General features: G+C 71.9%; 24 protein-coding genes, 2 tRNA genes and 1 other RNA gene. 15 read left to right on the top strand and 12 right to left on the bottom strand.

What is annotated here, in order from left to right; translation table 11 throughout:
- Positions 1 to 248: 248 nt before the first annotated feature.
- The 3 genes from purD to ffs all read right to left on the bottom strand — a co-directional run bounded on the left by purD (position 249) and on the right by ffs (position 4,187).
- On the bottom strand, positions 249 to 1,514 hold the full coding sequence (purD, locus tag D0Z67_RS13900) for a phosphoribosylamine--glycine ligase (protein WP_031179191.1): 1,266 nt from the start codon (positions 1,512 to 1,514) through the stop codon (positions 249 to 251).
- A gap of 266 nt (positions 1,515 to 1,780) precedes the next feature.
- The gene (locus D0Z67_RS13905) at positions 1,781 to 3,964 is read right to left on the bottom strand and encodes a DNA polymerase III subunit gamma and tau (RefSeq protein ID WP_031179190.1); all 2,184 of its coding nucleotides are present in this window, start codon (positions 3,962 to 3,964) and stop codon (positions 1,781 to 1,783) included.
- Between the two features lie 128 nt (positions 3,965 to 4,092).
- Positions 4,093 to 4,187, bottom strand: an RNA gene (gene ffs / locus D0Z67_RS13910) — signal recognition particle sRNA small type.
- Between the two features lie 73 nt (positions 4,188 to 4,260).
- On the opposite strand from ffs, the gene D0Z67_RS13915 reads away from it, so the two are divergent.
- Both D0Z67_RS13915 and D0Z67_RS13920 read left to right on the top strand, forming a co-directional pair.
- Positions 4,261 to 4,348: transfer RNA gene (locus tag D0Z67_RS13915), tRNA-Ser, on the top strand.
- Between the two features lie 136 nt (positions 4,349 to 4,484).
- The gene (locus D0Z67_RS13920; protein WP_031179189.1) at positions 4,485 to 5,684 is read left to right on the top strand and encodes an SMI1/KNR4 family protein; all 1,200 of its coding nucleotides are present in this window, start codon (positions 4,485 to 4,487) and stop codon (positions 5,682 to 5,684) included.
- 65 nt (positions 5,685 to 5,749) lie between these two features.
- On the opposite strand, the gene D0Z67_RS29685 is transcribed toward D0Z67_RS13920, so the two are convergent.
- The 7 genes from D0Z67_RS29685 to D0Z67_RS13955 all read right to left on the bottom strand — a co-directional run bounded on the left by D0Z67_RS29685 (position 5,750) and on the right by D0Z67_RS13955 (position 13,840).
- Positions 5,750 to 6,388, bottom strand: coding sequence for a hypothetical protein (locus tag D0Z67_RS29685; protein ID WP_031179188.1), 639 nt, complete (start codon positions 6,386 to 6,388; stop codon positions 5,750 to 5,752).
- Complete coding sequence (locus D0Z67_RS13930; protein WP_031179187.1) at positions 6,385 to 7,896, bottom strand: hypothetical protein; 1,512 nt, start codon at positions 7,894 to 7,896, stop codon at positions 6,385 to 6,387. The genes D0Z67_RS29685 and D0Z67_RS13930 overlap by 4 nt, the downstream gene beginning before the upstream one ends.
- Before the next feature lie 8 nt (positions 7,897 to 7,904).
- Positions 7,905 to 8,369, bottom strand: a complete 465-nt coding sequence (locus tag D0Z67_RS13935) for a hypothetical protein (RefSeq protein WP_031179186.1) — start codon at positions 8,367 to 8,369, stop codon at positions 7,905 to 7,907.
- 105 nt (positions 8,370 to 8,474) lie between these two features.
- Positions 8,475 to 9,065 (bottom strand): poly-gamma-glutamate hydrolase family protein, encoded by a 591-nt coding sequence (locus tag D0Z67_RS13940; RefSeq protein ID WP_078873006.1) that lies wholly within the window; start codon positions 9,063 to 9,065, stop codon positions 8,475 to 8,477.
- A gap of 6 nt (positions 9,066 to 9,071) precedes the next feature.
- Positions 9,072 to 10,769, bottom strand: a complete 1,698-nt coding sequence (locus D0Z67_RS13945; RefSeq protein ID WP_031179184.1) for a copper resistance CopC/CopD family protein — start codon at positions 10,767 to 10,769, stop codon at positions 9,072 to 9,074.
- A gap of 100 nt (positions 10,770 to 10,869) precedes the next feature.
- Positions 10,870 to 11,478, bottom strand: coding sequence for a GNAT family N-acetyltransferase (locus D0Z67_RS13950; protein ID WP_031179183.1), 609 nt, complete (start codon positions 11,476 to 11,478; stop codon positions 10,870 to 10,872).
- Complete coding sequence (locus D0Z67_RS13955) at positions 11,471 to 13,840, bottom strand: penicillin acylase family protein (protein ID WP_031179182.1); 2,370 nt, start codon at positions 13,838 to 13,840, stop codon at positions 11,471 to 11,473. The genes D0Z67_RS13950 and D0Z67_RS13955 overlap by 8 nt, the downstream gene beginning before the upstream one ends.
- Positions 13,841 to 13,923: 83 nt before the next feature.
- On the opposite strand from D0Z67_RS13955, the gene D0Z67_RS13960 reads away from it, so the two are divergent.
- The 4 genes from D0Z67_RS13960 (at position 13,924) to D0Z67_RS13975 (ending at position 16,509) form a co-directional block, all read left to right on the top strand.
- The gene (locus tag D0Z67_RS13960) at positions 13,924 to 14,646 is read left to right on the top strand and encodes a siderophore-interacting protein (protein ID WP_031179181.1); all 723 of its coding nucleotides are present in this window, start codon (positions 13,924 to 13,926) and stop codon (positions 14,644 to 14,646) included.
- A 24-nt stretch (positions 14,647 to 14,670) separates the two neighbouring features.
- A complete protein-coding gene (locus D0Z67_RS13965) occupies positions 14,671 to 15,270 on the top strand; it encodes an HhH-GPD-type base excision DNA repair protein (RefSeq protein ID WP_031179180.1) in 600 nt (199 codons plus the stop codon).
- Between the two features lie 57 nt (positions 15,271 to 15,327).
- Positions 15,328 to 16,053, top strand: coding sequence for an HdeD family acid-resistance protein (locus tag D0Z67_RS13970; protein WP_031179179.1), 726 nt, complete (start codon positions 15,328 to 15,330; stop codon positions 16,051 to 16,053).
- Between the two features lie 132 nt (positions 16,054 to 16,185).
- A complete protein-coding gene (locus D0Z67_RS13975; RefSeq protein ID WP_131589647.1) occupies positions 16,186 to 16,509 on the top strand; it encodes a hypothetical protein in 324 nt (107 codons plus the stop codon).
- Between the two features lie 413 nt (positions 16,510 to 16,922).
- On the opposite strand, the gene D0Z67_RS13980 is transcribed toward D0Z67_RS13975, so the two are convergent.
- Entirely contained in the window at positions 16,923 to 18,506 is a 1,584-nt protein-coding gene (locus D0Z67_RS13980; RefSeq protein ID WP_031179178.1) for a helicase HerA-like domain-containing protein, read from the bottom strand.
- A gap of 131 nt (positions 18,507 to 18,637) precedes the next feature.
- Here D0Z67_RS13980 and D0Z67_RS13985 point away from each other — a divergent pair, with 131 nt between their 5' ends.
- Together D0Z67_RS13985 and D0Z67_RS13990 are read left to right on the top strand one after the other, a co-directional pair.
- Complete coding sequence (locus D0Z67_RS13985; RefSeq protein WP_003986294.1) at positions 18,638 to 18,934, top strand: type II toxin-antitoxin system VapB family antitoxin; 297 nt, start codon at positions 18,638 to 18,640, stop codon at positions 18,932 to 18,934.
- 133 nt (positions 18,935 to 19,067) lie between these two features.
- Entirely contained in the window at positions 19,068 to 19,709 is a 642-nt protein-coding gene (locus D0Z67_RS13990) for a LytR C-terminal domain-containing protein (RefSeq protein WP_031179177.1), read from the top strand.
- A 67-nt stretch (positions 19,710 to 19,776) separates the two neighbouring features.
- On the opposite strand, the gene upp is transcribed toward D0Z67_RS13990, so the two are convergent.
- Positions 19,777 to 20,412, bottom strand: coding sequence for a uracil phosphoribosyltransferase (gene upp, locus D0Z67_RS13995; protein ID WP_031179176.1), 636 nt, complete (start codon positions 20,410 to 20,412; stop codon positions 19,777 to 19,779).
- A 105-nt stretch (positions 20,413 to 20,517) separates the two neighbouring features.
- Between upp and D0Z67_RS14000 the strand changes: the two genes are divergently transcribed.
- From D0Z67_RS14000 to D0Z67_RS14030, 7 genes are all read left to right on the top strand, one after another.
- Positions 20,518 to 20,733, top strand: coding sequence for a hypothetical protein (locus tag D0Z67_RS14000; protein WP_376122028.1), 216 nt, complete (start codon positions 20,518 to 20,520; stop codon positions 20,731 to 20,733).
- Positions 20,734 to 20,945: 212 nt separating this feature from the next.
- Positions 20,946 to 21,482, top strand: coding sequence for a tRNA adenosine deaminase-associated protein (locus D0Z67_RS14005; protein WP_031179175.1), 537 nt, complete (start codon positions 20,946 to 20,948; stop codon positions 21,480 to 21,482).
- A 68-nt stretch (positions 21,483 to 21,550) separates the two neighbouring features.
- Positions 21,551 to 21,982 carry a tRNA adenosine(34) deaminase TadA gene (tadA, locus tag D0Z67_RS14010; protein ID WP_031179174.1) on the top strand — a complete coding sequence of 144 codons (432 nt, stop codon included), beginning with the start codon at positions 21,551 to 21,553 and terminating at the stop codon, positions 21,980 to 21,982.
- 80 nt (positions 21,983 to 22,062) lie between these two features.
- A tRNA-Ser gene (locus tag D0Z67_RS14015) sits at positions 22,063 to 22,147 on the top strand.
- Between the two features lie 174 nt (positions 22,148 to 22,321).
- Positions 22,322 to 22,501, top strand: a complete 180-nt coding sequence (locus D0Z67_RS14020) for a hypothetical protein (protein ID WP_030806336.1) — start codon at positions 22,322 to 22,324, stop codon at positions 22,499 to 22,501.
- Positions 22,502 to 22,529: 28 nt separating this feature from the next.
- Entirely contained in the window at positions 22,530 to 22,823 is a 294-nt protein-coding gene (locus D0Z67_RS14025; RefSeq protein ID WP_031179173.1) for a Dabb family protein, read from the top strand.
- A 185-nt stretch (positions 22,824 to 23,008) separates the two neighbouring features.
- Positions 23,009 to 23,872, top strand: coding sequence for an RNA polymerase sigma factor SigF (locus D0Z67_RS14030; protein WP_031179172.1), 864 nt, complete (start codon positions 23,009 to 23,011; stop codon positions 23,870 to 23,872).
- The last annotated feature ends 229 nt before the right edge of the window (positions 23,873 to 24,101 follow it).

Here is a 24,101-nt window from a genome sequence, read left to right on the forward strand (position 1 = left end):
TGCTTGCCTGGCGGTGCCCACTCCCCCACTGTGGCACCCGTCACTGACATCGCAATGCCGGTGGGCCAAGTGCCGGACCGCTTGCGCCGCACCATAGTTGGGGCCCCGGCCCCCGTCAGCCGGATGGCGCATTGCTCACTCGATGGAATGGCCTTGGTCAGAGCTGGGTGACAGACGGCAAAGGTCAGGCCCCGGATTTCGGGGTCCGGGGCCTGGGGTGGAGCGGGGGTCTCTCAGACAGAGGTCTCTCAGGCGACGGTCGTGGCCGTGTCCGCCGCCTTCGCCGCGATGTCCGTGCGGTGGTGCGAGCCGTCGAGACCGATCCGGGCCACCGCGCGGTACGCCCGCTCGCGGGCCTCGGCGAGGCCCTCGCCGGTTGCCGTGACGGACAGCACGCGGCCGCCCGCGCTGACGACGTCCGCGCCCTCCTGCCTCGTCCCCGCGTGCAGGACGTAGGCGTGCGGGGCGTCCTCGGCGGCCACCTCGGCCAGGCCGGTGATCGGGTCGCCGGTGCGCGGGGTGGCGGGGTAGTTGTGCGAGGCCACGACCACGGTGACGGCCGCGTCCTCGCTCCAGCGCAGCGGCTCCAGGTCGGCGAGGGTGCCGTTGGCGGAGGCGAGCAGGAGGGAGGCGAGCGGGGACTTCAGGCGGGCCAGCACGACCTGGGTCTCGGGGTCGCCGAAACGGGCGTTGAACTCGATGACCCGTACCCCGCGCGAGGTCATGGCGAGCCCCGCGTACAGCAGTCCGGAGAAGGGGGTGCCGCGCCGGCGAAGCTCGTCCACGGTCGGCTGGAGCACGGTGCGCAGCACGTCGTCCACCAGCTCGGGATCGGCCCACGGCAGCGGGGAGTACGCGCCCATGCCACCGGTGTTGGGGCCCTCGTCGCCGTCCAGCGCGCGCTTGAAGTCCTGCGCGGGCTGGAGCGGTACGACCGTCTCGCCGTCGGTCACCGCGAAGAGCGAGACCTCGGGGCCGTCGAGGAACTCCTCGATCACCACCCGCTCGCACCCGGCCGCGTGCGCCTTGGCCTCCTCGACGTCCGAGGTGACGACGACGCCCTTGCCCGCGGCGAGCCCGTCGTCCTTGACGACGTACGGCGCCCCGAACGCGGCCAGCGCCTCGGCGACCTCGTCGGGGGTGGTGCAGACGTACGAGCGCGCGGTGGGCACCCCGGCGGTGGCCATGACGTCCTTCGCGAACGCCTTCGAGCCCTCCAGTACGGCGGCCTCGCGGGACGGCCCGAACACCGGGAACCCCGCCTCGCGCACGGCGTCGGCGACGCCCGCCACCAGCGGGGCCTCCGGGCCGATCACCACCAGACCGGCCTCCAGCTCGGTGGCGAGCGCCGCGACAGCCTTGCCGTCGAGCGCGTCCACCTGATGCTGCTGGGCCACCTCCGCGATGCCCGCGTTCCCGGGCGCGCAGTGCAGTTCGGTGACGTCGGGGTCGAGGGACAAGGAGCGGCACAGGGCGTGTTCGCGGGCGCCGCCGCCGATGACGAGGACCTTCACGGGGGTCAGCCTATCGGCTGGGTTGCCGAAGGTCGGGGGGTGGGGAAGTTGTACGAACGTACAAGGGGCTTGCGGGGGGCTGGGGTTCGTCGGCGGCTGCGGGTGCGGGGTGGCTTGTCGCGCAGTTCCCCGCGCCCCTGGGTCGGCACGGCTGAAGGGGGTCGACGGGTCAGCGGGCAGCCACTGTCCACGGGCGCGGGGAACTGCGCGACAAGCCACGACGGGCCGGCAGCCGCATACGTGCCCCCGCGCGCGCAGCGGTGCCGCTACTGGTCGTGGGAGAACTCGTCCAGGACCGTCGCGCCCAGCTCGCGGACGATCAGGTCGCGGCCGGAGAGGGCGGACTCGTCGAGGTCGGGGTCGTCGTCGGCGGGGGTGTCGTCCTCCAGGGAGACGGAGGGCGGCTCGGGAGCCGGGGGTCTCGGGGGCGGGGCCGGCTGGGAGTTCTGGGAGGGGGCGCTCTGCTGGGGGGCGGCGGGGCGGGAGGGGGCTGCCGGGGCGCCGTAGCCACCCGCGCCGCCTCCGCCGAAGCCGGAGCCACCTCCCGGGGGCGGGGGCGCCGAGCCGCCAGCGGAGGGGTCGATGACCGCCTCGATCTTCCACTGCACGTTGAACTGCTCGGCCAGCGCCTGCCGGAGTACGTCCTCGCTGCCACTGGCGGAGAAGTTGTCACGGGCACCGGCACTGGCGAAGCCGAGCTGGAGGGTGGTGCCGTCGAATCCGCTCACCTGGGCGTTCTGGCTGAGCAGAATCCAGGTGAAGCGACGGCGGTTCTTCACGGCCTCCAGGATGTTCGGCCAGAGCATCCGGGGGTCGAGGCCGCCGGAGGGGGCGGGCGCGGGCGCCGTCGGCTGCTGCGGCTGACTCGGGGCCTGCGGCCGGCCGGCCGGGGCCTGCTGCTGGGGCTGGGACTGGGGCTGGCTCGGGCCCTGACCCGCCGGGGTGGCGGTCGGCCACGCACCGGAGCGACGGCCGCCACCGGCCGAGGCGGCGGTGGGCCAGGCACCGGGAGCGGCGGGGGCGGTTTCCGGAGCCGGGGCGGGAGCGGGCGCGGGCGCGGGCGGCGGGGTCGGCGCGGGGGCCTGCACGGCCGGAGCCGGGGTGGGGGCAGGCGCAGGGGCCGTACCCGCACCAGGACCACCGGGACCACCGGGGTTCCGTACGGCCGCGCGGGCAGCGGCGGGACCCCCGCCGGGCGCCGCGGGAGCCTCCGCCGGGGCCACCGCGCCCGGGTGGGCGTCCGGCGCGGGCACGTACTGCATGGGCGGAGCGCCCGTACCCGCAGAGAAGTTCACGCCCCGCTCGATGCGGTCGAGGCGGGCCATGACGGAGCGCTCGTCGCCGTACGCGGCGGGCAGCATCACGCGCGCGCAGATGAGTTCGAGCTGGAGGCGGGGCGAGTTGGCGCCGCGCATCTCGGTGAGGCCCTCGTTGACGAGGTCGGCGGCGCGGCTCAGCTCGGCGGCGCCGAAGATCTCGGCCTGGGCCTGCATGCGCTCCAGGACGTCGGCCGGGGCGTCGATGAGCCCCTTCTCGGCGGCGTCGGGCACGGCCGCGAGGATCACCAGGTCGCGCAGCCGCTCCAACAGGTCGGCGACGAAGCGACGGGGGTCGTTGCCGCCCTCGATGACATGGTCGACGACCTCGAAGGCCGCGGCGCCGTCCCCGGTGGCGAAGGCTTCGACGACGGAGTCGAGCAGGGAGCCGTCGGTGTAGCCGAGGAGGGAGGTGGCCATGGGGTACGTCACACCGTCGGCGCCGGCGCCCGCGAGGAGCTGGTCCATGACGGACATGGAGTCACGCACGGAACCCTGGCCCGCGCGCACGACCAGCGGGAGAACGCCCTCCGCGACCGGGATGTCCTCCTTCTGGCACACCTCGCCGAGGTACTCGCGCAGGGTGCCGGGCGGGACGAGCCGGAAGGGGTAGTGGTGCGTACGCGACCGGATGGTCCCGATGACCTTCTCGGGCTCGGTGGTGGCGAAGATGAACTTGAGGTGCTCCGGCGGCTCCTCGACGACCTTCAGCAGCGCGTTGAAGCCGGCCGACGTGACCATGTGGGCCTCGTCGATGATGTAGATCTTGTACCGGCTGCCGGCGGGCCCGAAGAACGCCTTCTCGCGCAGCTCACGGGCGTCGTCCACACCACCGTGGGACGCGGCGTCGATCTCGATGACGTCGATCGAACCCGGGCCGTTGCGCGCGAGGTCCTGGCAGGACCGGCACTCGCCGCAGGGGGTGGGGGTGGGACCCTGCTCACAGTTGAGACAGCGGGCCAGGATGCGGGCGCTGGTCGTCTTGCCGCAGCCGCGCGGCCCGCTGAACAGGTACGCGTGATTGACCCGGTTGTTCCGCAGCGCCTGCTGCAGCGGGTCGGTTACGTGCTCCTGCCCGATGACCTCGGCAAAGGTCTCCGGGCGATAGCGGCGGTACAAGGCGAGAGACGACACGCATACGAGGTTATAGGCGCCCACGGACATCCGGACTCGGCGCAGGTCAGAGGGGTACGCGACTCCTCGTCGGCCGTACACCCACCCGGGTCACCCGGCCCCGGCCGCGATCTCCCGCCCCCGGAAACACAAGGGCCCCCCACGCACCCGCCAGAGCCGACCTACCCTTGCTGCCTTCCGGCCCTGGGGGAGTTCAGTCAGATAGCGCCGCGTGAGGGGCTGCGCAAAGAGTACCTGATCCGGGGGCGTGGGGACGAGTTCGCGACCACTCCTTCCGGTCATGTAATGTCTCCCTCGGAGGATTCGCCTAGAGGCCTAGGGCGCACGCTTGGAAAGCGTGTTGGGGGCAACCCCTCACGAGTTCGAATCTCGTATCCTCCGCCAGTGCCTCACCGGGCACTAACGTCGAAGGGCCCCGCTGCTTGCAGCGGGGCCCTTCGACGTTGTCCTCCGACACCGCTGTCAGCGGTGTCGCGTACGCTCACCGGCACGATGTGAGCCGGCGATCGCGGAGAGACATGTGAGTTCGGACGTAGCTGTCTTCGCCGAGTCGCACCCGGAGCGGCCGCCGGCGCCCGTCCCGGTCGACTGGACGGCCGTCGAGAGGTGGCTGGGGCTCAGGCTGCCGGGGGAGTACAAGCGGCTGGCCGATGCCCACGGCCCGCTGGATTTCGGCGAGTACGTGTGGGTCCACGTGCCCTGCGTCCAAGAGGACAGCTTCGACTACGGACGCTGGCTCGAGGACACCCACCGCGAGGCGCGCATCGCGGCCCGGCAGCTGCCGGAGGACCAGCGGCCCCCGATCCACCCGGCCCCGGGCGGCCTCCTCGCCTGGGGATGCACGCGGGGGAGCGACGTCCTGTTCTGGGACACCTCCGTCTCCGAAGACCCCGACGAGTGGACCGTGGTCGTCAGGCACTCACCCGGCATACCTGGCAACGGTCTGGAGCCCTGGCACCACTACGACCTCACCCTGGGCGCCTACCTTCGGCACACCGTCCGGACGGAATGGGAACTGCCGTCACCCCCCGGGCCGCTCATCGGACCGCTGAGCAACACCATCGCGCGCACCGCGTTCCTGCCCAAGGCCGAGGCGTGGGCGCCGCCCGAGCCATCCGCCCCCAGACTCACCGACGGCGAGCGCCGCATCGCCCTGGAAACGGGCACCGGCCTGGACGCGCTGCGTCTGCTGTGTCCACCGCCCGCGGACCCCTGTCTCGGTGACGGCACCTGGGCCGGGCTGTTCGGCGAACTGGGCACAGCTCTGCCGAGCGAGTACGTGACCCTCATGAACCTGTACGGCGCCGGCTACTGGAGTGACTGGCTGCGCTTCTACACTCCCCTCCGTACCGGTGATCGGCGCTACCTCCAGCACATCGAGTCGACCACGGACGGGTACCGCGATCTCAAGGCCAGCCGGCCAGAGTGGCACCCACTCGTCCCCTGGCCCGAGCCCGGCGGATTCCTCCCGTTCGCGAACTCCATCGACGGCGACGAACTCGGCTGGCTGACGCAGGGCGACAGCCCCGAGGACTGGCCACTGATCGTCTGGCCCCGCCATGCGGATCAAGGCCCGCCCCTGCGCACCGGCCTCATCGACACTCTCCTGAGCTGGCTGCGCGGAAAGTTCAGCACCCCGGGCTTGGCTGCGCTGGACGAGGACGACGACCCCGTCCAGTTCGATGTCTTCAAACCCTGGGACGACAGCGCCTATTGGTAGCCGAACGGCGTCTGCGCCCAGGCGAGCGGCAGCCCGGGGAAGCCGGCGGGATCAAGGGCCGTCACTCAGTTCTCCGGGAGCGGGCTGATGCCCGGTTCGTAGTGGGCGCGGATGTAGATGCGGGTGTGGGTCGGGGTGTAGGCGTGGGCGTAGAGGTTCACGCACTGGGGGTCGGAGGTGGCGTACGGGTCGTCCGTGGTGTCGGTGGCGCCGGGGCAGACGTCGCCGTAGCGCATGCCGGTGGTGAGTGTTTCCGGTTCGGGGAGGCCCAGGTGGGCGAAGTCGTGTGGGAGCTTGGACGGTTGGGACGGCGAGGGGGTGAGCCACTTGCCGTCCGGGGGGTACTTCGCCAGGAACTTCTCCGCTTGCGCCCGCGTCAGGGTGAAGGTCAGCAGGCCCGTGTCGAAGCGGGACGTCGTCTCGTACGCCGCCTGGGGGGACTGCGCGGTCTTCGGGATCTCCAGGCCCATGTGGGTGCTCATCCACCCCGGAGTGATGCCCTTGGCCCACCGGCCGTCCGTCACCCGGGGGGCGGCGGAGGTTCCGCTCCGGTCACCGAGGTACCAGGCCGTCGTGGCGGCACCGCCCGAGAGAACCAGTACCCCCAGGACGGCTCCGGCGATGAGCCGGCCCTTCCGGGGTCCGTCCTTCCCCGCGCCGGGCTGTTCCGGGGTGTACGCGTAGGCGTCGTTCACCTCGTTCATCGGCCGGCCGCCCGGTGCACGGCGCCCTGCGTGCGTCCATGCTGCTGCTCACGGGTGGGGTTCGTACGGCCGTCCCGGCTCTCCTCGGAGTCGGGCAGCGGGGAGGCACCGGATGCCGATGAACCGAGGTCGTGGTGCTTCACGTCGCTGCTCCCGGACATGTCGAACTCCTGGGCGAGGCCCACGCGGTGGAGCTTGGCCATCTGGCCGTCGGGGATGTCCAGCGGACCCACCTTCACGCCCTTTCCCTCGTCCCAGTTGTACCGGTCCCAGACGTTCACCTGGTAGTCGACGGAGACCTTCGGGGCACCGTGCTCGTCCGGGACGGCCGTCACCACCCCGGTCACATTGCTGTTGGCCCCGCCGACCGCATAGAACCAGTTCGGGTCGTCCTCCTGGCTGAAGTAGAAGCTGGGGCGCCGCTTGACCTCCACCGGGAAGGCGACCGGCTTGCCGCCGTTCTCCTTGAACTCCTTGAGGGCCTGCGCACGCCAGGCGTCCTGGTGGAGCGTGACGGTGCCGTCGACGTACTGCTTGAAGGCGGGTACGTCCGCCATCATCTTGTCCACCGGCAAGGTCATCGGTGCTCCGCTGTTGCCCAGGTAGTGCGACATGTTGCGGGACGCGTCCGTCATGCCCTTCCAGTCCGCCCCCTCGGCCAGCAGCCTCATCTTCTCCTTGGTGGACCAGTCCCCCGTGCCCGGTGACTCGGAGCCGTGCCGCCCTGCTCCCGCGTCCGCCGCGACCTGCTGCATGGTGGGGCTGAGGATGCCCGCCGCCTCCAGGTCCTTCTGCTGCGCGAGCCAGAGCCGGGCCCGCGCCTCGGGGCTCAGGGACTCCCAGAGACGGCGCAGTTCGGCCCGCTGCGCGGGCTTCGCGTCGGCGCCGAGCCCGGCGAGCTTCCGGGCTCGGGGAAGCTGCTCCTCGTCCAGCGAGGTGTACCGGGAGTGCCCGGCGTTGCCCGGATCGGTGCCGTGGCTTCCGCGCAGGGCGCGCACGGCCGCCGCGTCGACCTCCGCCGCGTGCTGGACGATTCCGGTGAGGGTGTCCGCGTACCACCGCATCCGGTCCTTGGTGCGCTGGTCGGGGCCTTCGGGCGTGCACAGCATCTCCATGACGCGAACCGTGCCGCCGGGGCCCTCGCCGACCATCAGCCCGGGGTCCGGCGGCTGGTGCTTCGGGTCGCCGTGACGGGCCGCGTCGGTGAGGGTCCTGGCCTGCTTCTGGTACCGCACCAGCTCGTCGTGCGCATCCGTGAGCACATTGGCGATGCTCAGCGCCTCCGTATGGAGATCGCCGAACTCCTTGACGGTCCTGCGGACGAACTCCCTGCTGACGTCGGCGTTGACGCCCTTCCAACGGGCCCCGTCCGCCTTCTTCGCCAGGCCGTCCCGCGCGTCGGTCGCCAGCTTGTCCAGCGCACTCGCCATGGAGCGCCAGTGCGAGGCCGATGCGCCCAGCCCGGCCAGGTCCACGGTCATCAGGTCCGAGTACGTGAGGTCTGCCATCGGGCCCCCTACCTGAAGTCCTTGTCCAGATCCGAGACAGGCACCGGCCCGCTACGGCCGCTGAGATCAGCGACGATCTTCGCGTCCTCCGCCGTGTGCCGCTTCTTGGTGTAGTCGAGGTGGTTCGAGATGTGCGCGCAGGCTTGCAAGACGTGCTTGACCTGCGAGGTCCAGATCTCGACCGTCGTCTCCAGTTCGCCACCGAGGCCGAAGTGGTGGCTCTTGAGCGTCGCGGCGGCACGCATCGTGGAGCCGGAGCCGTCCTTGTCCAGGCCGGCCCCCGCTATGTCGGCCTTCTTCTTCAGCTCACCGTGCAGCACGAACGCCTCATGCCCGACGCCGCCCAGATCGTCCTGGTGGACCACCAGATCGTGGTCGTCCGTACCCGCCGCGCCGACACCGTTCAGACGCGTACGGGACTCCCTGGCCTCCCGCGCCCCGGCCTTCGCGTTCTCCCATTCCTGCCAGACCATGTCTCCCCCGTCCAGACCCGCCGTTGCGAGGCCAGCCCCCGTCGACGGGTCGGACCCGCCACCTTGGAAGTTATCAACTTCCTTTTTGACAAACGAGGTTGTAGCTCACCGGAGGTGGAAACCGGACTCGGTGATCAACCGAATTCCTGCCGTCAGAGCGTCCACGACGGCCTGGGGCGGGATCTCCGGAGCGGTCGGCGCCGGGGCGGTCGTGCGGGCCAGGACCGGTAGTTCCAGTTGGACGCCGCCGTGGCTGGTCTGGTTGACCGGGTTGTCGGGGTGGAGGCCGCGTAGGGGGTGGGGGATGTCGGCGAGGGTGGTGATCGGGGTGAAGGGGGAGTTGGTCAGGGCGGTGGCCAGGATGCGGGCTGCCGGGCGGTGGGAGCCGCCTGCGTAGATCGTCCGGGGGGTGGCGCGGCGGTTGTGGCCGTGGAGGGAGACGGTCAGGGTGGTGTGGGTGAGGAAGGTGGTGAGGGGTGCGCAGGGGCCGATGCGGGTGGAGGGGATGTGGGTGGGGGGACCCTCCGGCTGGGTGAAGGTCAGGAGGGTGGCGCCGGTGCGGGCCGCCACCTCGGTCGCCAGTTCCGCCGTGCCGCCCTCGACGCCGCCGTGCAGGGCCAGCAGGCCGATGGGGCCCGCCAGGCGCAGCGTGGTCAGGAAGGCCGTGCCCTCGATCGTCACTCGTTCCGTGTGCATCAACCGTCAGCGTGCCACCCGGACCGTGCGGGACACCGTCACCTGGTCCAGGTCCGACACCCGTACCGTCACCTTCATCGTCCACGTGCCGGGGATCGGCAGGTCGAAGGAGTTCGTGGCCCAGTAGCCGCCCCGGTCGGTGATGCCGGTGTCCAGGGGGCCCAGCCGCTGGGCCGGGAGGGTCATGGTGATGCGGAGTTCGGGGACGGCCGCCAGGGCGCCGTTCGCGCCGTAGACCACCGCCTGGACCGAGTTGGAGCCCACCCGGCCGGGGTCGAAGGTGATCTGGACCTTGCCCCGGCCGCTCTCGCCCACCGTGAACGGGACCGTGGTGACCGACGCCGCCGGGATGCCCGTCTCCGCCGAGGCCGCCTCCTCCGCCGCCCGGCCAGGCAACGTGCTGGTCAGCAGGGTCGTCAGGACCAGGACCACCACACCTACGGCCGCCTCCGCCAGCACCGTGCGGCGCAGCCTGCGTACCGGGAGGCCGGGTTCGGGGGCGGGAGGTTCCGGGGGGAGCGCGGGGCCGCCCGCAGGCTGCAAGACCTGTACCTGCGCCTGCACCGCCGTCGACAACCGTCCCGTCCACCTCCGCGACCACGCCGCCGCCCCCAGCAGCACGGCCACCGCCGCCAGCTTCGCCAGCAGCACGCGCCCGTACGTCGTGTCCGTCAGTGCCTGCCAGGTGCCGAGGCCGCGCCAGGACTGGTAGACGCCGGTCACGACCAGGACGGTCACCGAGGTCAGGGCGAGGCGGGAGAAGCGGTTCACCACCCGCGGCGGGACGTCCGGCGCGCGCAGGGTGAGGAGCAGGGCCGCCAGGCCGCCCAGCCAGGCCGCCGTCGCCAGCAGGTGGAGGGTGGTGGAGGCGATGGCGAACGGGACCTGGATGCCGGCCGAGGCGTGTTCGGCGGCCGACCAGGTCAGGGCGAGGGCCACGGCGAGAACCGCGCCCGTCGTCACAGCTGCGGGGCGCAATACGGGCCGGCGGCGCAGCACCAGCCCGAAGACCACCGCCAGCACCAGCAACGCCAGCCGGGCGAGCAGGAGTTCGCCGGGGCGCGTGGTCAGCGTGCGGCCCAGCGAGGTCAACTCCGGTGCGGTGCCCTCCTCGTACGGGCCGCGCAGCACGAGCAGCGCCAGCGTGGAGCCGAAAGACGCGATGACGCCGGTGACGAACAGCGTTCGTAGGGGCGCTCGTTGGGACGGACGGCAGTACGCGATGAACGCGGCCGCGCCCAGTACGAGCGCGACCGCGAGGTACGCCAGGTAGCGGGCGATGTTGTAGAGGCTGGTGGTGGTCGGGTTCTCGGTCTGCGCGGAAGCCGTCGCCGCCGTCACCGTCCGCTCGCCCACCGAGAAGGTGAGCGCGCCGGAGACGGGGTGGCTGTCGGCGGACACCACGCGCCACGCGACCACGTACGTGCCCTTCGCCATCCGCGCAGGCAGCGGGACGCGCACCGTGTCCGCCCGGCCGGGGGCGTGGTCGGCCTGGCCGGTGGTGAGGCGGTGGTTCTCGGGGTCGAAGACGCGGAACGAGTCGGCGAGCAGGCCGACCGACTCGGTGTACGTCAGGGTCAGCGTGCGCGGGGCGCGCTGGAGGACCGTCCCGTCCTCGGGGTCGGTCGCGCGCAGGGCCGCGTGCGCGGAGGCGGGGGAGGCCGTGCCGAGGAGGAGCAGGAGCAGGCTCGCGGCAGCCAACAGCACGCGCCGCAGCGCTCTTTCACGGTCGCGCACGTCGTCCCGCCTCTGTCGTCCGGCCCTGCCCTGTCCCCCGCCTGTACGGATGCCGGCGGCGGGGCGCTCAAACCGTACCGGTGGCCTCCGCGAAGGCGGTCTCGCGGGTGAGGAAGGCGAGACGGGCGCGCTTCTCCGGCAGGTACGCGTCCGGCAGGTCGATCTCCGGGAGGACGACCTCGGGGCCGGTGGCGAAGCCCTGGCGTTCGAAGCGGGTGATGGCCTTGGTGTTGCGGACGTCCGGGTCGACCACGACGCGGGTGCGGTCCAGTACGCGCAGCACGTAGTGCGCGACCACGGTCAGCAGGGCCGAGGTCCAGCCGGGGCGGTGGGCGCCTGGGGCGGCGGGGGCGAGGAGGAGGTGGACGCCTATGTCTCCCGGGCGGACCTCGTAGCACTCGCTCACGCGGTCGGCCGCCGGGTCGTAGGTCTGGAGGAGGGCCGCGGGTTCGCCGTCCTTGGTGACGAGGTGGGCGTGGTGGGTGTCGAGGGTGGCCATGTGGGCGTAGGTCTCGGCCACTTGGGCCTCGGTGAGGTTGGTCATGCCCCAGAAGGCGGCTCTCTCCTCGCTGACCCAGGCGTGGATCACCCGGGCGTCCGTCTCCGGGTCCAGGGGACGGAGGGCGATGGTGCCGTAGCCGGGGATGTGCTGTTCGTGGCGGGCGGTCTCAGGCATGCGCTTCCTCTGCGATGTCGGTGAGGTCGGTGTGTTCGAGGGTGAGTCGGGTCCAGTCGGTGACGACCTGGACGAGATCTCCCCTGAGCCACAGGGGGAGTTGGTCGCGGTGATGGACGTTGCCGGGTACGCCGTCCGCGCCGAAGGGGACGATCCAGCGGCTGTTGTCGCGGTCGTCGAGGTCCCAGACGTAGCGGGCGGCGGGGCCTCGGGCGGCGAGGTCGGTGATGCCGGGGACGGCGGTGGTGCAGTTGACGCAGTCGTGGTCGCCGGACAACCCCGGTTCCGCGTACGGGGGTTCGGGGAGGGCGCGCCAAGGAGCCACGCGGTGGGTCTCCGACCAGGGGCCGGTGGGAGGTGCTTCCGCGATCTCCTCCAGGGCTTCCCGTACGGTCTCGCGGCGGTCGATGCCGTACAACTCCTGTGCTTTCAGGAAGTGTTCCAAGGCGAAGCCGATGCGGGCCGTGAGGGACATCCAGGGGAGGAGGACCTCCGGGTAGGCCGGGGGATCGGTGAGGGGCGTGAAGGCCGGGTGGGCGGCGAGGCGGCGGACGACTGCTGTGCGGAGGGCCGCGTATACGGCCGCTTCGGTGCTGTCGGCGTCCATGTGGCGGTTCCAGGACAGCAGGCGGTCGCGCAGGCGGGCGGGCTCCGGGGGGAGGCCGGTCAGGGCGGCGAGGTGGGTCAGGAGGGGGGTTGCCGAGGCCAGGTGGGTGTCGGTGTGGATGGCGGGGAGGTCGGTGGCGGACCAGGTGGGGCGCTGTTCGAGGAGGGCGCGGATGCGGTTCGCCCGGTGGGGCGGGGCGAACTCGATGCCGAGGGGGGTGGCGGGGCCGCGCTGGTTCGCCATCACGGCGATTCCGTTGTCCAGCGTGGCGTACGGGGGTGTGTGCCAGCCCTGCCATTCGTGGCCCTCTTCCCAGGCGGGGACCACGCGGAGGCTGTTGGTACGGGGGCGTACGGGGACTCGGCCGGCGACTCTGTGGAGTACGGCGCCTGTGGTGTCGGCGGCCTGTACGACGTTGACGGGCTCGGTCCAGGCGTCCAGGGCGCGGTCCACGTCGGCGACTGTGCGGGCTCTGAGGAGGGGGAGGAGGGCGCTGAAGCCGAGGTCTTCTGTGACGCGGGGTGGGTAGCGCAGGGCGACGGCTGTGGCGGGGGGTTCCGCCTCGGCTTCGCCTTCGGCGGGGATTTGGTTCCCACCCGCACCACCCGCACCACCCGTGCAACTTTCGTCGTCGGGTGCGGGTGGCCCCTGTGGGGCGGACTCGCCGTCGGCGGCCGTCGGGAGGGGGATGGGGGAAGGGACGGGGGTGTGGAGCGAGCCCGGACCGGCGGGCGCGCTGGATCCGACAGGAGACTGGGCCCCGCCGGGCACACCCGCCTCGCCGTTCACGTCGGGAACTGAGAAAACCTCCGCCCCCTCCAGCCCCCCAAGCCCCTCGGGCCCGCCGGCGATCACCGGCCCCCGTTCCGTCTCGATGACCTCGATCTCCACCGAGCCCTCCCCCGCGACCTCGATGACCTCCACGTGCCGGGTCGCCCGCTGCCAGGCTCCCTGCGGGGACAGCGCCTCCACGCCCGCGCCCGTTCGGCGGAGGCGTTCTCGGTAGAGGTCCTGGTAGTCGGCCATGGCGTTGGTGATGGACCAGGCGACGGGGCCGGTGTGGGCGAAGTGGGCTATGCCGGGGACGCCGGGGACGGCGAGGCCGATGACGTCGAACTCGGGGCAGGAGAGGCGGATTTGCTGGTAGACGCCGGGCTCCTCCAGGAAGCGGTGGGGGTCGCCGGCGAGGAGGGGGAGGCCGGTGGTGGTGCGGGTGCCGTCGAGGAGCCAGCCGTTGCTGCCCGCCGTGCCGGGGCCGTCCGTGGCGAAGAGGCCGACCGCGTCGGGACCGAGGTGCCGTATCGCCTCCTCGCGCCACAGCTTGGCCGGGAAGCCGGCGAACAGGATGTGCGTGCCGAGCCAGACGCCGAGGGGAGTCCAGGGCTCCCAGCGGCCGGAGGTCAGGCCCGCTCGCGCGAACTCCGGTGCGCGCGCGGCCCCTTCGGGCAGGCCCGCGTTGACGCCGTCGACGTAGGCGCGGACCCAGTCCGCCGTCTCCGGGTCCCGGCTCTCCAGCGCGGCGAAGCAGCGCCTCGCGGTGTCGTCGAGGCGCGCGCGGCGGGCGAAGACGTCCCAGGGGAGCGCGGAGGCGCCGAGGAAGGACGCCGAGGTGCCCTGCGCGCGGTGCCGTTCGACCTCCAGCTGCCAGGCGCGGTCGGCCGCCGTCACCCGCCCCTGGGCGTGGGCGAGTTCGCGGGCGCTGGTGGCCCGCAGATGGGGGATGCCCCAGGCATCGCGGTAGGTCTCGGTGGTCACCCTGGAGCACCCTTCCGTTTTAGGTTAGCCTTGCCTAACTTCACAGCCAAGTGAAGGAATCGTACGCGAGGGGTGGAGACACGATGGGTCAGGGTCGGGGCTGGGAGGGCGCGGTACTCAAACTGCTGCGGGCGAAGGACTTCACGTTCACGGTGACCGGCGCCGAGGACGTCGCCCCGCACTACCGGCGGCTGCGGATGACCGACGGCGGGCTGCTCGCGGCGACCGGGGTGCACCCCACGATGTGGGTCCGCCTGTGGTTCTCCGACGACGGCCGCCCCCACCAGCGCGCGTACACGCTCGTCGACCCCGACCCGGAGACCGGCACCTTCGCCCTGGAGTTCGCCCTGCACGAGGGCGTCGCCTCCGACTGGGCCCGCGCTGCCAAGGAGGGCGACACCGTCGAGGCGACCGTCCAGGGCACCGGCTTCCAGCGCCCCGAGCCCGACCCCTCGCACGTCCTGGTGGTCGGCGACACCGCCTCGCTGCCCGCGATCAACTCCCTGCTGACGGAGTTGGGTTCGGCCCCGGCGACCGTCTGGTTCGAGGGCACGCTCGTCGGGCTGCCGTCCGGCGCCGACCCGGAGCGGCACGAGATCCGCGAGACACCGCGCCAGAAGGCCGGGAAGCAGCTGGTCGAGCGGGTCCGCGCCGAGCTGCCGGAGATCCTGTCCGGCACCGAGCACCCGTACGTGTGGATCGCCTGCGACACCGCGACCACCCGCGCCCTGGGCTCGTACGTCCGCAAGGAGCTGGGCGTGCCCAGGCAGCGGGTGCACGCGCTGGGGTACTGGCGGGCGGACTGATCCCGCGCGCGGGATCATGGACGCATGGACGTCACCCTGCACCTCGCCCAGGACCCCGACGCCGACGCGCTGCTTAGCCGCAGCCCGCTCGCCGCGCTCACCGGGATGCTGCTGGACCAGCAGATCCCGATGGAGTGGGCGTTCAAGGGCCCGGAGACGATCGCGCGCCGCATGGGCGCCGACGACCTGGACGCGCACGACATCGCCGCCCGCGACCCCGAGGAGTTCGCCGCCCTGCTCTCCGAGAAGCCGGCCGTGCACCGCTACCCGGGGTCGATGGCCAAGCGGGTGCAGACACTGTGCCAGTACCTGGTCGAGCACTACGACGGGGACGCCGAGGCCGTGTGGCGGGACGCCGGCAGCGGCCCTGAGCTGCTGAAGCGGCTGGAGGCGCTGCCGGGGTTCGGCAAGCAGAAGGCGCAGATCTTCCTCGCCCTGCTCGGCAAGCAGCTCGGGGTGACGCCCCAGGGATGGCGGGAGGCGGCCGGGGCCTACGGCGAGGCCAAGTCGTACCGCTCCGTCGCCGACATCACCGGGCCGGAGTCGCTGGCCAAGGTACGGGCGCACAAGCAGGAGATGAAGGCGGCGACCAAGGCGGCGAAGGCCGCCAAGGCGACGGAGTAGCACCCGTCGAGCGCCCCCCGAGTGGCGGAATGTCCCCGTTCGGTCCAAGCATGGAACATGACCGAGCCTCCCATCGGCGGCCCCACGCAGGGCGGCCCGTACGACCCGAACGCCGGCGCGGGCGAAGCCCAGCCCGGCACCGCTCCCGGACCCGACGCGGTCCGGATGGACAAGGACCGTGAGCACGCGGAACGGGGGCGCCACGACACCGAGGAGCCGTTCGAGGGACCGCTGCACATGCTGTCCCAGGCTGCCTGGCAGGTCGTGCTGCTCACCGGCGTCGCCTCGCTGATCCTCGGCATCCTGGTGCTGATCTGGCCGGGGGCCACCCTGGTCGCGGTCGGCGTGCTGTTCGGCGTCTATCTGCTGGTCAGCGGTGTCTTCCAGCTGGTGTCCGCCTTCGGCACGCACACCAGGACCTCGCTGCGGGTGCTGGCCTTCCTCAGCGGCGGTCTGTCGATCCTGCTGGGCCTGCTCTGCTTCCGGGGGCCGATGCAGTCGATCCTGCTGCTGGCGCTTTGGATCGGCATCGGCTGGCTGATCCGGGGCGTCACCCAGACCATGGCCGCCATCTCCGACAAGGGGATGCCCGCGCGCGGCTGGCACATCTTCCTCGGCATCGTCACCTTCATCGCCGGCATCGTGCTGATCGACTCGCCCTTCGAGTCGGTGGCCGTGCTGACACTGGTCGGCGGCTGGTGGCTGATCGTCGTCGGCATCGTCGAGATCATCACCTCCATCCGGATCAAGAGCCGCGCCAAGGACATCCCCCAGACGGTCTGACCCCTGGCTCCCCCGCTCCCCGGCTCCTTCGCTCCCCTCCGGTCGTCAACCCTCCGCCGTCGTCGTACGCCGTGCGGGCGGACTTCGGCGGCCGGAGGGGCGGCGGGGGGCTTAGGCGGGGAGAGGACCGGTGTGAGCACCGCGCGTCCTCGTGCCTCGCGCGCCCGGAGCTGGTTCCGGGCGCTCGTGCTGCTGCTCGCCCTGTCGGTGCCCGGCGGCCATGTGGCCCTCGCGCAGACCGGGCCGGTACCGGGCATGGCCCAGGAGTGCGAGCACGACCTGCCCGCCACCCCGGCCCGCCCCGGCGCCCGTACCCGGCACCACGCCGACCTCCCCGACCGCACCGCTCCCCCGCCCGCCCCCGCGTCCGGCCCGGCCGGCGCGCACGCGGACCCGGAGCGCACGCGGCCCCCGTCCACCGCACCCCTCCTGAGCACGGTCGTCCTGCGCTGCTGACCGGGCCGAGCAGTCGGCCCCGCACACATCAGCTCAGCTGCAGGAGGACCACACCCATGCCCACCGACCCTTACGCGGTCCTGCGCGCCCTGCTGCGCGCCGAGGCCCGCCGCAACGCCACCGACCAGCGTGACAAGACGGCGCAGCGCGCCCCGGAGGAGAAGCGCCGCTGACGCACCGGCGGGGGCGGGTCAGGGGGTGTCGTCTGGATCAGGTCGACGGAGGGATACGGCGCCTCTTGGCCGACCCGAGTGGGGTCTGGTGCGTGCAGCTGCAAGGCGGAGGAGGGAGTCGACGCGATGGGGGTCCCCCCGCGCGAGCGCAGCCGAGCGTGGGGGAGTCGGGGACCGACGACAACGCCGCAGATGTGCGTGCCAGACCCCGCGTCGTCGAGCTGATCCAGACGACACCCCCTATCTCCCCCGCCGGGCCGTGCCGAACAGCGAACGGGTGATCTCGCGGCCCAGCTGGGTGCCCACCGAGCGGGCCAGCGACTTGAACATCCCGCTGCCGACGACCTGTTCCACCAGCGAGGGGTCCTCGGCGGGGGCCTTCTCCCGCTTCGCCCTGGGTGCCTTCGGGGCCTCGGCGGGGGCCTGGGCCTGGGCCTGGGCCGCCGTCAGTTTCTCGTACGCCGACTCGCGGTCCACAGCCTGTGCATAACGTCCGTACAGCGGGGACTCCCGTACCGCCCGGTCCAGCTCGGCCGGGTCCACCGGGCCCATCAGGGACTCCGGGGCGCGCAGCCGGGTCGCGGCGACCGGGGTGGGGGCGCCGTTCTCGCTGAGCACGGTGATGACGGCCTCGCCGGTGCCCAGGCCGGTGAGGAGTTCCTCCAGGTCGTACGGGGAGTCGGGGAAGGTCTTCACGGTCGCCTTCAGCGCCTTCTGGTCGTCCGGGGTGAAGGCGCGCAGGGCGTGCTGGACGCGGTTGCCGAGCTGGCCGAGCACGTCGGAGGGGACGTCCTTCGGGGTCTGGGTCACGAAGAAGACGCCGACGCCCTTGGACCGGATCAGCCGCACGGTCTGCGTGATGGCGTCCAGGAAGGCGTCCGAGGCGTCGTGGAAGAGCAGATGCGCCTCGTCGAAGAAGAACACCAGCTTGGGCTTGTCGACGTCCCCCACCTCGGGCAGGTCGTGGAAGAGGTCGGCCAGCAGCCACATCAGGAACGTGGAGAACAGCTGCGGTTTGTCCTGCACCGCGGGCAGCTCCAGCACGGAGACCAGGCCCCGCCCGTCCGGCGCCAGGCGCAGCAGGTCGGCGGTGTCGAACTCGGGCTCGCCGAAGAAGTCCGCCATGCCCTGCGCCTCGAAGGCGGTCAGCGAGCGCAGGATCACCCCGGCCGTGGCGGTGGAAAGGCCGCCGATGCCCTTGAGTTCGGGCTTGCCCTCGTCGGAGGTGAGGAAGGCGACGACCGCGCGGAGGTCCTTGAGGTCGATCAGCTCCAGGCCCTTGGTGTCGGCGTAGTGGAAGATCAGGCCGAGGGACTGCTCCTGAGTGCGGTTCAGGCCCAGCACCTTGGACAGCAGCACCGGCCCGAAGCTGGTGACGGTGGCCCGCACCGGGATGCCGTGGCCGATCCCGCCGAGCGCCAGGAACTCCACCGGGAAGCCCTCCGCCGACCAGCTCTGCCCGGTCTCCGCCGCGCGGGTGCTCACCCGGTCGCCGCCCTGGCCGGGCCGGGCGATGCCGGAGAGGTCGCCCTTGACGTCCGCGAGGAACACCGGGACGCCCTGCGCGGAGAGTTGCTCGGCGATGAGCTGGAGCGTCTTGGTCTTGCCGGTGCCGGTGGCGCCCGCGACGAGCCCGTGCCGGTTCAGCATCGGGAGCGGCACGCGTACCGGCGCCTGCGGGTGGCACACCCCGTCCCACAGCAGCGCGCCGAGGTCCAGCGCCGGGCCGGTGAAGGCGTAGCCGGCCGCGATCGGGCGGGCCGGCTCGGGCAGTTGTGCCGGGCCGGAGCCGTCGGGGGCGGGCGTGGTCGCGCTGTCGCTCATCTCAAGGCCCCTCGTCCCGGTGACCGCCACTGCCGGTAGTCGCCGTAATGCCCGCTTTGCCGTGTCTTTTTCAGCGTCGCACTCCGCCGCCATGGCTGCGCCCGGAACGTCTGGGCCGGTAGGCTTTCCGTGTGATCTTCAAGCGCATCGGAAACGGCCGGCCGTACCCCGACCACGGCCGGGAGAGCACCCGGCAGTGGGCGGACGTCGCGCCGCGCCCGGTCCGCCTCGATCAGCTCGTGACCACCAAGCAGCAGCTCGACCTCGAGACGCTGCTCGCCGAGGACTCCACGTTCTACGGCGACCTCTTCGCCCACGTCGTGAAGTGGCAGGGCGACCTCTATCTGGAGGACGGGCTGCACCGCGCGGTCCGCGCCGCGCTCCAGCAGCGCCAGGTGCTGCACGCCCGCGTCCTCGAACTGGGCTGACGGGCGCCTCGCGGCTCTTTCGGCAAGCCCGACTGGCCCGTACGGGCCGCCGGTTACCCCTTTCGGGTTCGGCTACGCCGGATGGACTGATCATCTAATAGGCATCGCGGCCTCGGCGCACTACGCTGCGCTCATGAGCATGCTGACTCCCCCCGGCATGGGCGGTAAATACCGGATCACAGGGGACACCTACCCTCGGATGCGCCCGCCCCGGCGACGCGGCAGGCTCGTCGCCGCCGTCGTGGCCTCCGTGGCCGCGCTGGGCGTCGCAGGCTGGGGCACGCTGCAGCTCATCGACGTCTTCACCGGCGGCGACGGCTCGGTGTCCGGTCACGCGGCGGACTGCCGCACCAAGGTCGCCAAGGCGGCTCCGGTCAAGGCCCTGCCCAAGCCCGGCACCATCACCGTGAACGTCTACAACGCCACCACGCGCTCCGGGCTCGCCAAGCAGACGGCGGACGAGTTGAAGAAGCGCGGCTTCAAGATCGGCGACGTGGGCAACGCGGACAAGCAGTTCGACAAGAAGGTCAAGGGCACCGGGATGCTGATCGGTCCCACCACCGCCCTCGACACCACGCTCCCGGTGCTGAGCACCCAGCTCACGGACGCCGAGCGGCGCACCGACGCGGCCCGCAAGGGCGCGGTGCTGGACCTGGTCATCGGGGACAGGTTCAAGTCCCTGACCCAGCGGCCGGCCGCCGACAGCGCGGTGACCAAGCTGACGGCACCGGAACAGGTGGCCGCGGTCACGACCACCAAGAAGAAGACCTGCTGAAGCGGCAGAACGGGAAGGGGGGCCACCCAGCCGGGCGGCCCCCCCTTCTTCTGCTTTCGCTCCGTGCCTACTCGGCCGCGCCGTACAGGCGGTCGCCCGCGTCGCCCAGGCCCGGGACGATGTAGCCCTGCTCGTTGAGGCGCTCGTCCACCGCGGCGGTGACCACGGTGACCGGGGTGCCGGCCAGGTCCCGCTCCAGGATCTCCACGCCCTCGGGGGAGGCCAGCAGGACCACGGCGGTCACGTCGTCGGCGCCGCGGCCGATCAGCTCGCGGATGGCCGCGACCAGGGTGCCGCCCGTGGCCAGCATCGGGTCCAGGACGTACACCTGGCGGCCGGAGAGGTCGTCCGGCATACGGGAGGCGTAGGTCTCCGCCTGGAGCGTCTCCTCGTTGCGGATCATGCCCAGGAAGCCCACCTCGGCGGTCGGCAGCAGCCGGACCATGCCGTCCAGCATGCCGAGGCCGGCGCGCAGGATCGGCACCACCAGCGGGCGCGGGCGGGCGAGCTTGACGCCGGTGGTCCGGGCGACCGGGGTCTGGATGTCGACGGCCTCGGTGCGCACGTCCCGCGTGGCCTCGTAGGCGAGCAGGGTGACCAGCTCGTCGGCGAGACGGCGGAAGGTCGCGGAGTCGGTGCGCTGGTCGCGCAGCGTGGTGAGCTTGTGAGCGACCAGGGGGTGGTCGACGACGTGGAGACGCATGTCTTCAACAGTAACCGTGCCCGCCCTGTGCCTCGTGTCGGCATCAAACCGCCCGTCCGGGGGAATGCGCTTGAGACCGACCGGGGTGGTGAAACCGTGGCTGACCTGCCGAACCTGCCGAACAACGGCCCGGCGACGACCGGGGAGATCGGGCCGTTCAGGCCCCCACAGCCCGAGACGGACGCCGAACGCAGGCGCCGCCGGGCCCAGTTCCTCCGCGACCTGGCCGAGGCCCGGCAGCTGCGCGACCGGGTCCAGCCGCGCCGCGCCAAGGCGGCCCGGCTGCGCCACGCCATGCGCATGCGAACGTTCCGCTGGTAGCCCCACCCGTCGTACGGTCCTGTCATCGGCGCTCGCGACGCCGCGTACGATCCGCAGGTGACGGCAGCAGGGAGCCGAAGACGTCCCCTGAGCGACTTGTTTTCTGCCACGATTCCCAGTGGGCGGACCCCGGAGCGCACCTGCTCCCCCGCCCGGACCTCCGCCGGGGGGACCCCCCGACCGGCACACCTATGACCAGTGGGAGAGTCACGGTGTACTTCGCCGCACTGCTCGCGCGCACCGAAGACGGGTGGGAAGCGAGCGACACGGAGCTCGACGATGTGGAGACCCTGTCCGATCTGGCCGACCTCGCCCGCGAGGCGTCGCCGGAGGAGGACACGGTGCTCGTCCTGATCGAGCAGGAGGACTCCTGGTTCGGGGTCGTCCGGGTGGACGGGGAGGAGGACCCCCGTATCTACGTCTCCGACGCCGCCGCCGCCGCCCGCAGCGCCTACGGGGAGCTGCTCCTCACCGATGAGCTGCTGGGCCGCGCGCCCGGCGCGGACGACGGGCCCGACCTGGACTCCCTGGACCTCGACGGCACCGAGGACGGCGAGTCCGAGGAGTCCGAGGACGGCGAGGAGTCCCCGGACGACGACGCCGTCCCGCACAGCCCGGTCGGCGACCGCGAGATCCTCGGCGATCTCGGGATCGGCGAGAAGGAGCTGCGCGCCCTGGACGCGGACGACGCCCTGGGCACGATCGCCGAGGTGCTGGGCGCCTCGGAGGTACTGGAGACCGTCCGCTGACCGCGCCGCACGAGACCCCGAGGCCCCCGAGGAACACGGACCCGGTGCGCGACCCCTGGCGGCCCGCGATGCGGCTCGCCCTGGCCGAGGCCGGGCGGGCCGCGCTCGGCGGTGACGTCCCGGTGGGCGCCGTCGTGCTCGGCCCGGACGGCACCACCGTGCTGGGCGCCGGGCACAACGAGCGCGAGGCGACCGGTGATCCGACCGCTCACGCCGAGGTGCTGGCGCTGCGCCGGGCCGCCGCCGCGCTCGGCGAGTGGCGGCTGACCGGCTGCACGCTGGTGGTGACGCTGGAGCCGTGCACGATGTGCGCGGGCGCCCTGGTCCAGTCCCGCGTCGACCGGGTCGTCTACGGCGCCCGCGACGACAAGGCGGGCGCGGCCGGCTCGCTCTGGGACGTCGTACGCGACCGGCGGCTCAACCACCGGCCGGAGGTGGTGGAGGGCGTGCTCGCCGAGGAGTGCGCCCGGCCGCTGACGGAGTTCTTCAGAGGGCGCTGAACAGGCGCCGAAAGCCCTGCTGGGAGGGGCTGCGGCCATCGATTTCTGCCGATGGGGCACCTTGCTGTAAGGTCTCCCTCGGTAGCGTGTCCGAGCGGCCGAAGGAGCTCGCCTCGAAAGCGAGTGTGGCGCAAGTCACCGAGGGTTCAAATCCCTCCGCTACCGCTTGAGAAGGGCCCCGTCTTCGGACGGGGCCCTTCGTGCGTCCCGGCGGAGAGCCCCGACCGGGAGCCCTCAATTGACAATCGTGTGCGTCCTGTTGGGTACGCGAAGGCCCATGGCGGTTACACTCGCCGCCGCAGGCAGGTCAGTGGGGCCGATGGGACAGGGGAGGCCGCGGTGGCGGTGAACGCCAAGAAGATCGTCGTGTTCGCGCTCGTGGTCTTCGCCATGTACGTGATCATCACCGACCCCGCCAAGGCGGCCGACTACGTCCAGATAGCCTTCGAGGGCATATCGGACGCCGCCGGGGCCATCGGGGACTTCATGACCTGGGTCGTGGACGGCGCCAAGAACTGACCGGCCGCAAGAGCAAGAGGTACGCCGCATGATCCGGCATCTGGTCCTGTTCAAGCTCGACGAGGGTGTGGAGCGCGACGAGCCGCGCGTCCAGGAGGGCGTGGCCGCCTTCCGCGCGCTGGGCGGGCAGATCGACGAGCTGCGCTCCTGGGAGTGCGGCTGGAACGTCACCGACCGCCCCATCGCCTACGACTTCGCCATCAACTCCTCCGTCGAGGACACCGGCGCCCTCCAGCGCTACCTGGACCACCCCGCCCATCAGGCGGGCGTCGCGCTGTGGCGGGAGTTCGCCACGTGGGTGATCGCCGACTACGAGTTCTGAGGGCCGGACCGGCCCGGACAGCGAGCCCTCCGCCGTTACGGCGGGGGGCTTTTCCGTGTCCGGCGATCCATCCATTGGCGTCGTTTGAGGCCCAACACGACGTTATGCGGTGCTTGCACACAGTGCACATGTCTTGTGATGCTATGACCGCTTTTGACGGATGATTGACCGATGAAGAGGTGGCGTTGACCGTGTCGGCCAGTACTGCGCCGCCCCAGGCGGAGGCGCCCGCGACCCTCCCCGAGCCCTCCGCCGAGCCCGCCGCCGCACCCCCTCCCGAGAAGCGCCGGGGCGCCGACACCCGGGCCCTGACCCAGGTGCTCTTCGGCGAGCTGAAGAACCTCACCCCCGGCACCCCGGAGCACAACCGGGTCCGCGGGGCGCTCATCGAGGCCAACCTCCCGCTGGTGCGCTACGCCGCCGCCCGCTTCCGCTCCCGCAACGAGCCGATGGAGGACGTGGTCCAGGTCGGCACCATCGGGCTGATCAACGCCATCGACCGCTTCGACCCCGACCGGGGCGTGCAGTTCCCGACCTTCGCCATGCCGACCGTGGTCGGCGAGATCAAGCGGTATTTCCGGGACAACGTCCGCACCGTGCACGTACCGCGCCGGCTGCACGAGCTGTGGGTGCAGGTGAACGGGGCCACCGAGGACCTCACCACCGCGCTCGGCAGATCGCCCTCCACCGCCGAGATCGCCGAACGCCTCAGGATCAGCGAGGAGGAGGTGCTGTCCTGCATCGAGGCGGGACGCTCGTACCACGCCACCTCGCTGGAGGCCGCGCAGGAGGGCGACGGGCTGCCCGGACTGCTGGACCGCATCGGCTACGAGGACCCGGCGCTGGACGGCGTGGAGCACCGCGACCTGGTCCGGCACCTGCTGGTCCAGCTCCCCGAGCGCGAGCAGCGCATCCTGCTGCTCCGCTACTACAGCAACCTGACCCAGTCGCAGATCAGCGCCGAACTCGGTGTCTCCCAGATGCACGTCTCCCGGCTGCTCGCCCGGAGCTTCCAGCGGCTCAGATCGGCCAACCGGATCGAGGCATGACCGGCGCACGGGAGCACGGAACGGAAAACCGCAGGTAGCGGCCGTTCGCATGCGGGATCGAATGATCACCGTCAGGAGCGAATCACGGCACGTCGACAGTGTCGGCAATTGTGCGCCGAAAGCCCGTCAGACCCCGTTCTGCCAGGGCTTCTTGGCGTCTCACGTGTCGACATGTCACTACAGCGCGTTGCCGACATGTGACATTCTGCGGGAAGCGCGTTTGCCGGGG

The organism is Streptomyces seoulensis, from assembly GCF_004328625.1.
In the GTDB taxonomy this organism is placed as follows: Bacteria; Actinomycetota; Actinomycetes; order Streptomycetales; family Streptomycetaceae; genus Streptomyces; species Streptomyces seoulensis.

Excerpts from the sequence above, each read along its gene's own strand:
- D0Z67_RS29685 (WP_031179188.1), bottom strand. The coding sequence starts at position 6,388 with ATGAACGAGGTGAACGACGCCTACGCGTACACCCCGGAACAGCCCGGC.
- D0Z67_RS13930 (WP_031179187.1), bottom strand. The coding sequence starts at position 7,896 with ATGGCAGACCTCACGTACTCGGACCTGATGACCGTGGACCTGGCCGGG.
- D0Z67_RS13935 (WP_031179186.1), bottom strand. The coding sequence starts at position 8,369 with ATGGTCTGGCAGGAATGGGAGAACGCGAAGGCCGGGGCGCGGGAGGCC.
- D0Z67_RS13940 (WP_078873006.1), bottom strand. The coding sequence starts at position 9,065 with ATGCACACGGAACGAGTGACGATCGAGGGCACGGCCTTCCTGACCACG.
- D0Z67_RS13950 (WP_031179183.1), bottom strand. The coding sequence starts at position 11,478 with ATGCCTGAGACCGCCCGCCACGAACAGCACATCCCCGGCTACGGCACC.
- D0Z67_RS13960 (WP_031179181.1), top strand. The coding sequence starts at position 13,924 with ATGGGTCAGGGTCGGGGCTGGGAGGGCGCGGTACTCAAACTGCTGCGG.
- D0Z67_RS13965 (WP_031179180.1), top strand. The coding sequence starts at position 14,671 with ATGGACGTCACCCTGCACCTCGCCCAGGACCCCGACGCCGACGCGCTG.
- D0Z67_RS13970 (WP_031179179.1), top strand. The coding sequence starts at position 15,328 with ATGACCGAGCCTCCCATCGGCGGCCCCACGCAGGGCGGCCCGTACGAC.
- D0Z67_RS13980 (WP_031179178.1), bottom strand. The coding sequence starts at position 18,506 with ATGAGCGACAGCGCGACCACGCCCGCCCCCGACGGCTCCGGCCCGGCA.
- D0Z67_RS13990 (WP_031179177.1), top strand. The coding sequence starts at position 19,068 with ATGAGCATGCTGACTCCCCCCGGCATGGGCGGTAAATACCGGATCACA.
- upp (WP_031179176.1), bottom strand. The coding sequence starts at position 20,412 with ATGCGTCTCCACGTCGTCGACCACCCCCTGGTCGCTCACAAGCTCACC.
- tadA (WP_031179174.1), top strand. The coding sequence starts at position 21,551 with ATGCGGCTCGCCCTGGCCGAGGCCGGGCGGGCCGCGCTCGGCGGTGAC.
- D0Z67_RS14025 (WP_031179173.1), top strand. The coding sequence starts at position 22,530 with ATGATCCGGCATCTGGTCCTGTTCAAGCTCGACGAGGGTGTGGAGCGC.